Source organism: Vibrio eleionomae (assembly GCF_009874545.1).
GTDB lineage: Bacteria > Pseudomonadota > Gammaproteobacteria > Enterobacterales > Vibrionaceae > Vibrio > Vibrio nitrifigilis.
This window is the reverse complement of record NZ_WEKT01000001.1, coordinates 260,123-267,289: the sequence shown is the minus strand read 5'-3', so window position 1 is coordinate 267,289 and position 7,167 is coordinate 260,123. Positions and strand designations below refer to the sequence as shown.

Below are 7,167 nucleotides of genomic sequence, written 5' to 3'. Positions count from 1 at the left end.
TAATGCCCTGATGTTACTTAGTGATATCGAAAACAGTGCGCCTGTAGCTCAGCTGGATAGAGTACCTGGCTACGAACCAGGCGGTCAGAGGTTCGAATCCTCTCAGGCGCACCANTATTGATTGAGAAGATATGNTTTAGGGNTATAATTTCTCGATNTGATTTAAAGGGTAATGCCCTGATGTTACTTAGTGATATCGAAAACAGTGCGCCTGTAGCTCAGCTGGATAGAGTACCTGGCTACGAACCAGGCGGTCAGAGGTTCGAATCCTCTCAGGCGTACCATCATTGATAAAAAGCCTCACAGAAATGTGAGGCTTTTTTATGCTTCATTTTCTTATCCGTAGATTCTTCACTCTTCATTCCTCACAAAATTGAACACTCTTGGTTAAACGTTAACCGTTTTGTGATGGTGGTGAAGAAAATATTTCACTGTTTATGGATAAATAGCAGGCGTGTATTTCGTTTTATTCCAACGTTTGTAGAACGTTATCTTATATCTAGATAACGCCTTCATGATAAGGATCTTACATGACGAATATCGGAAACCTGCTCACTGATGCAGTGACACTTATGTGCACTGGGATGATCGTTGTTTTTCTATTTTTGACAGTGTTGGTTTATGTCGTACAACTCATGTCGAAACTGTTACCTAAAGAATCCCCACCTTCCTTTTCTACCGAACCTACGATGAATCAGGTTTCCTCTTCATCTCTTGATCCTAAAGTGATAGCGGCTATATCTACCGCCATTCATCAGTATCGAACATCTTCGCAAAATAAAACAGACAAGGAGATATAAGAATGTCTAAACCTTTAGCGGTTACCGATGTGGTATTGCGTGATGCCCATCAGTCATTGTTTGCAACTCGTATGAGAGTTGAAGATATGTTGCCGATTGCCGAAGCATTGGACAAGGTTGGCTATTGGTCATTGGAAACCTGGGGCGGGGCAACATTTGATTCATGTATCCGCTTTCTTGGTGAAGATCCTTGGGAACGATTAAGGTTGTTAAAAAAGGCGATGCCAAATACACGGATGCAAATGCTATTGCGCGGACAGAATCTATTAGGTTATCGCCATTATGCGGATGATGTTGTGGCTAAGTTTGTTGAACGAGCCCATAGCAATGGTATGGATGTATTCCGCATTTTCGATGCGATGAATGATGTTCGTAATTTTCAACAAGCAGTGAAAGCGACTATCGATGTCGGTGGGCATGCTCAAGGCACGTTGTCATATACGATCAGTCCCGTTCATAACGTTGATACTTGGGTGGATTTAGCCAAACGCTTGGAAGACCTCGGATGCCATTCTTTGTGCATTAAAGATATGTCGGGTCTACTTAAGCCTTATGTTGCTGAAGAAATTATTACTCGTATTAAGGCTTCCTGTAATGTCCCTCTGGCGTTGCACTGTCATGCAACGACTGGGCTTTCTACTGCCACTGCGATAAAAGCTATCGAGTCTGGTGTTGATATACTCGATACGGCAATCTCGTCCATGAGCCAGACTTATGGGCATACACCAACAGAGACGGTTGTAGCAATGCTTGAAGGAACTGAGCGTGATACAGGATTAAAACTGCAAGAGCTAGAACCGATCGCTGCTTATTTTAGAGATGTGCGAAAAAAATATGCGCAATTTGAAGGTCAGCTAAAAGGTGTTGATTCGCGAATTCTTATCGCCCAAGTTCCTGGTGGTATGCTGACTAATATGGAACGGCAATTGAAGGAGCAAGGGGCTGCTGATCGTTTAGATGAAGTGTTAGATGAAATCCCCAAAGTCAGAAAAGACTTAGGATATATTCCGTTAGTGACTCCAACCTCGCAGATCGTAGGGACTCAATCTGTCTTGAATGTATTAACCGGGGAGCGTTATAAAAGTATCACCAAAGAAACCGCTGGCGTTCTTAAAGGTGAATATGGAGCGTCTCCTGCGCCAGTCAATGAAGAGTTAAAACAGAAAGTGTTGGCTGGTGCACAAGCGATCACTTGCCGCCCGGCTGATCGTCTTGAACCGGAAATGGAACATCTATCAGCAGAGCTAAAACAAAAAGCCCAAGCAGATGGCATTTCCCTAGCAAAAGATGAGGTCGATGATGTCCTTACTTACGCTCTTTTCCCTCAAGTCGGTCTTAAATTTCTAAAAAATCGCGGTAATCCAAGTGCATTTGAGCCTGTTCCTACTGCAAAGGCAGTCGCTACTGTCGCTCCTAATCAAACTGCGCCTAAGGTTGGAGTTGAAAGTTATAGCGTGCGAGTCGATGGTCAGGTGTTTGATGTTGAAGTGGGGCCGAGAGGTGAATTAACTTCCGTAACCCCTGCGGTGACAACGCCTCAACAACCTCAAGTCTCACCTGCTCCTGTTTCTACTCAGGAAGTCCCTGTTACTGCCCCTCTTGCCGGGAATATTTTTAAAATCAATGTTCAAGTAGGTGGGCAAGTGAGTGAAGGAGATGTTCTACTTGTGCTTGAAGCCATGAAGATGGAAACAGAAATTAGAGCAGCTCAAGGTGGTCAGGTTTCCTCTATTTTAGTAAAAGAAGGCGATGCTGTTTCAGTTGGGGCACCTCTGTTGAATCTGGCTTAGGAGGCCGATATGGACGGATTATTGACTTTATGGGCTGAAACGGGAATCGCTAACTTCCAGTTAGCTCAAATAGTGATGATCTTAGTGGGCTGCTTATTACTGTTTCTTGCCATTCATAAAGGATTCGAACCGTTATTATTATTGCCCATTGGTTTCGGTGCTATTTTGGCGAATATACCTAACGGCGGTTTCACTGAGCCTGGAGGTGTACTCTACTATATCTATCATGCAGGGATAGCAACAGGGATCTTCCCCTTACTGATATTCATGGGGGTAGGGGCATTAACGGATTTCGGGGCGTTAATTGCGAACCCTAAAACCTTGTGGTTAGGTGCCGCTGCACAATTAGGTATTTTTGCCACCTTGTTTGGGGCGGTGATACTGAATCTAGTACCGGGAATGGAATTTTCACTTGCTGATGCTTCATCGATTGCAATTATCGGTGGTGCAGATGGACCCACGGCTATTTTCTTAGCGAGTCGTTTGTCTCCGGATTTACTAGGAGCGATTGCTGTTGCAGCTTATAGCTATATGGCTCTGGTACCTATCATTCAGCCTCCAATCATGAAGCTTCTTACGACTAAGCAAGAGCGCACAATTCAAATGGCTCAATTGCGTCATGTGAGTAAGTTAGAAAAAATGTGCTTTCCTCTGATGGTGTTGTTAATGGCGTTGTTATTTTTGCCATCATCCACACCTTTAGTGGGCATGTTTTGCTTAGGGAATTTAATGCGTGAGTCTGGTGTTGTGGATCGATTATCAAAAACAGCTCAAAACGAGTTGATCAACACGGTGACTATCTTTCTTGGACTTGGGGTCGGCTCTAAGCTGCAAGCTGATAAGTTTCTTAATGTGGAAACCTTGGGGATTCTGCTGTTAGGTGCGATTGCGTTCAGTATCGGTACCGCCGGGGGCGTTATGATGGCGAAGTTACTTAATAAAGTCTCTAAAGATCCCATTAATCCACTTATTGGAGCGGCCGGCGTTTCTGCGGTGCCAATGGCCGCTCGAGTTGTGAATAAAGAAGGATTAAAAGAGAACCCACAAAATTTCCTACTCATGCATGCCATGGGACCGAATGTTGCTGGTGTATTGGGGTCTGCTGTCGCCGCTGGCATATTGTTAGCGTTGGTTGGGTAGATATTTATCAGCATGGTGCTGGTGTCTAAGTCTGATGGCTGACTGGTTTTTTGCTTAGCAACTGAGCAGATTTGGGTATAAGTATAAATTGGTATATATTCAAAGGGATGCCCAGACATCCCTTTTTATGTTGCTACGACAGGGAACCAGATATGGAAAATAAACAGGTCGCAATTTCACACTTTGGGGGCACTGAAGTGTTAGAGATGCAAACATCCGAGATTCCAGAGCCAAAAGATGGTGAGGTGTTAGTTAAAGTTGCCTATGCCGGTGTTAATCCGATAGATGTAAAAACTAGAGCGGGGATTGGCTGGGCTGCTGAACAGAATAAGGATAACTTACCGTGGGTTCCTGGTTATGACATTTCTGGTCAAGTCGTGAAAGCAGGCAGCAATGCTGAGTTGTTTAATATCGGAGCTAACGTGGCCGGTTTTATTGGCTTTCCTGTGCAAGGAGGTGGTTACAGCCAGTATCTTTGTGTACCAGAAACAGAATTGAGTTTAGTACCTGATTCTGTCACTTTAGAGGCGGCGGCGGTACTTCCTCTAGCCGGGCAGACTGCTGCTCAGGCTTTAAATAAAGCTCAAGTGCAAGAGGGGGATCGAGTTCTTATATTGGCTGGTGCTGGTGGTGTCGGCCATATTGCAGTGCAAATAGCGGTTGCTGCCAAAGCAGAAGTCTATACCAGTTGCAGTGAAGATAATCTTGATTACTTAGCGACATTAGGTGCACATGCTATTAACTATAACTTTGCTCCTGTTTCACAACGATTAGAGCAGGTTGATGTATTAATAGATTTAGTGGGTGGTGATGCCGCACTGGATGCATTGAAATGCCTGAGTGATGATGCTCGTGTGATCACCGTTCCCACTATTACTGCAGAATTGATCTGTGAAAAGGCCAAATTGCTAGGATTTAATGCATCAGGTATTTTGGTTGATCCCAACAAGGAACAGTTAGATACCATGCTTTACATGGTGAGTGTTGGGCTGTTAAAAACTGAAATTTATCATATATACCCATTAACTGAAGCAGATAAAGCGCATCAGCAAATTGAGACTGGCCATACCCGAGGGAAGGTACTCCTTGATATGAAATGCTAGATTGGTTCAACTCCGGATTTTCCGAATTATGGTGGTATTTTTCTGGTTCAGCTCTTTGGGTACTGTTTTTTAGTGGATTTTTAAGTGCCACTTTATTGCCTGGTGGCTCGGAAGCGGCGTTCATTGCGACCCTATCCCTACACCAATATCCAGCGGGTATTGCCGTTGTGATCGCTACAGTAGGTAATACGTTAGGAGGTCTCACCAATTATTTGCTTGGACGGTGGCTCCCTAAACCTAAAATGAATAAACCTTATATCGTACGTTCTATTGCTTGGTTAGAACGGTATGGTTATTGGGCACTTTTACTCAGTTGGTTACCGGTTATCGGCGATCCCTTGTGCCTTGCTGCTGGTTGGTTAAGAGTTCATTTAGGTTTATCGACGGTGATGATCGCATTGGAAAAGCACTTCGATATTGCTTGCTAGCCGCACTGTATTTAGGGCTATTTTCCTCCTAAGTTGGATTTCTGATGCATGTTAGTTCTTTCTTCAACAAGTTTTCCGTACATTTTGTTCAAAAAAAACGATAGCCAACCAGCACATTTATTAAGTAGCATAATGCCCCAGAGTTCTATCTAGTGGATAGGTGAGTAGGGGGTATGCCATCATATTTTCATTATGTAAAACAATTTGAACGATGAAGTATGCCTAGAACCGATTTGAAATCGCCCACTAGATACATATAAAAATAGGTGAAAATCACCGTCCAGTTGGGCTCTGTTCTCAGCTTCAATAGGATCACGACAACAATAAGTGAGTCATATTTTGACTAAATTTGCCGAGCGACTTCAGCGAGTCGCAAAAAGACCAGAAGTGTTTAAAGCATTCGGCCGTGGCGTCGAACGTGAGACATTACGTTACAATGACGATGGAGCTATTGCTCAGACACCTCACCCAAAAGAGTTGGGCGCGGCGTTAACCAATAAATGGGTGACCACCGATTTTGCAGAGTCCCTACTTGAGTTCATTACGCCCGTGTCTAACGATGTGGATACGTTACTGAATCAACTGTCGGATATTCATCATTTTACTCAAACCAAGTTACATAACGAGCAGATGTGGCCAATGTCGATGCCATGTTATGTGAATAAAGAAGATGATATTACTATCGCGCAATTCGGACAGTCTAATTCAGGTCGTATGAAGACACTTTATCGAGCTGGACTAAAACGTCGGTATGGCAGTTTGATGCAAATTATTTCTGGTGTGCATTTTAACTTCTCTTTTCCTGAGTCGTTCTGGGATGCCCTTTATGGTGAGCAGAGTGATGAACAGCGGCAGGCAACAAAGTCCAAAGCTTATTTTGGTATCATTCGTAACTATTATCGTTTTGGCTGGCTTATTCCTTATTTCTTTGGGGCATCACCGGCTATTTGCTCATCGTTTATCCAAGGTCGTAAAACAGACTTACCATTTGAAAGTATTGGTAAAACTTTATATCTACCTTACGCGACATCATTACGTTTAAGTGATCTTGGTTATACTAATCACGCACAGAGCGCATTAAAAATTGGCTTCAATAGTATTGATGAATATTTAGATGGCTTAAATCGAGCGATTCGCACGCCTTCTGAAGAGTTTGCTCAATTGGGTATAAAAGTGGATGGGGAATATCGTCAATTAAACGGCAATGTTCTGCAGATCGAGAATGAGCTGTATGCTCCAATTCGTCCTAAGCGAGTAGCTAAACGTGGTGAAAAACCTTCCCAAGCCTTGTCTCGTGCTGGCGTAGAATATATTGAAGTTCGTTCATTAGATGTTAACCCATTTAGCCCTGTTGGTATTACTGAACAACAAGTTCGCTTCTTAGATTTGCTGCTTACTTGGATGGCTCTTTCTGATTCAGACCCAATGGATGAGTGCGAATTAGGATGCTGGCGAGATAACTGGCGTAAAGTTGTGATTGAAGGTCGCAAACCAGGCTTGATGCTACAAATTGGCTGTCATGGTGAACAACTGACGCTGCAAGAGTGGGCAAAACGAGTGTTCTCAGACCTAAAATTGGTTGCTGAGTTAATGGATTCGGTCAATGGTGAGACCCACTATCAATCGGTATGTCATGAACTAGAACGCTGGATAGATAATCCAGAACTGACATTGTCGGCGAAGTTCTTAGAAAAAGTGAAGCAAGCTGGTGGTCTCGGTAAGCTTGGCTGTGAACTAGGAAAAGCGTATCGTAAAGAAAATGCGGAACATGCTTATCGCGTTTATTCTGAAGAACTGATGCAACAAGAAGTGACTCGTTCCTTAGCAGCGTTACAAGAGTTAGAAGCAAGCGATACATTAAGCTTCGATGACTTCTTAGAACAGTATTTTTCATATTTAAAGTAGT

The 7,167-nt window shown here is 43.4% G+C and carries 5 protein-coding genes, 2 tRNA genes and 1 pseudogene; all 8 read left to right on the top strand.

What is annotated here, in order from left to right; translation table 11 throughout:
• Window positions 1-37: 37 nt before the first annotated feature.
• The 8 genes and pseudogenes from F9817_RS01270 to gshA all read left to right on the top strand — a co-directional run bounded on the left by F9817_RS01270 (window position 38) and on the right by gshA (window position 7,166).
• Window positions 38-114 (top strand) — tRNA-Arg (locus F9817_RS01270).
• A gap of 93 nt (window positions 115-207) precedes the next feature.
• Window positions 208-284, top strand: a tRNA-Arg gene (locus F9817_RS01265).
• A 246-nt stretch (window positions 285-530) separates the two neighbouring features.
• Window positions 531-800: an oxaloacetate decarboxylase subunit gamma gene (locus F9817_RS01260; RefSeq protein WP_161153135.1), complete on the top strand. Its 270-nt coding sequence runs from the start codon at window positions 531-533 to the stop codon at window positions 798-800.
• Between the two features lie 2 nt (window positions 801-802).
• On the top strand, window positions 803-2,590 hold the full coding sequence (gene oadA / locus F9817_RS01255; RefSeq protein WP_161153134.1) for a sodium-extruding oxaloacetate decarboxylase subunit alpha: 1,788 nt from the start codon (window positions 803-805) through the stop codon (window positions 2,588-2,590).
• A gap of 9 nt (window positions 2,591-2,599) precedes the next feature.
• Window positions 2,600-3,730 carry a sodium ion-translocating decarboxylase subunit beta gene (locus F9817_RS01250; protein ID WP_161153133.1) on the top strand — a complete coding sequence of 377 codons (1,131 nt, stop codon included), beginning with the start codon at window positions 2,600-2,602 and terminating at the stop codon, window positions 3,728-3,730.
• A 152-nt stretch (window positions 3,731-3,882) separates the two neighbouring features.
• On the top strand, window positions 3,883-4,833 hold the full coding sequence (locus tag F9817_RS01245) for an NADP-dependent oxidoreductase (protein WP_161153132.1): 951 nt from the start codon (window positions 3,883-3,885) through the stop codon (window positions 4,831-4,833).
• Window positions 4,827-5,293: pseudogene (locus F9817_RS01240) on the top strand (YqaA family protein). The gene F9817_RS01245 and the pseudogene F9817_RS01240 overlap by 7 nt, the downstream one beginning before the upstream one ends.
• 307 nt (window positions 5,294-5,600) lie before the next feature.
• A complete protein-coding gene (gene gshA / locus F9817_RS01235) occupies window positions 5,601-7,166 on the top strand; it encodes a glutamate--cysteine ligase (RefSeq protein WP_161153131.1) in 1,566 nt (521 codons plus the stop codon).
• Window position 7,167: the final 1 nt, after the last annotated feature.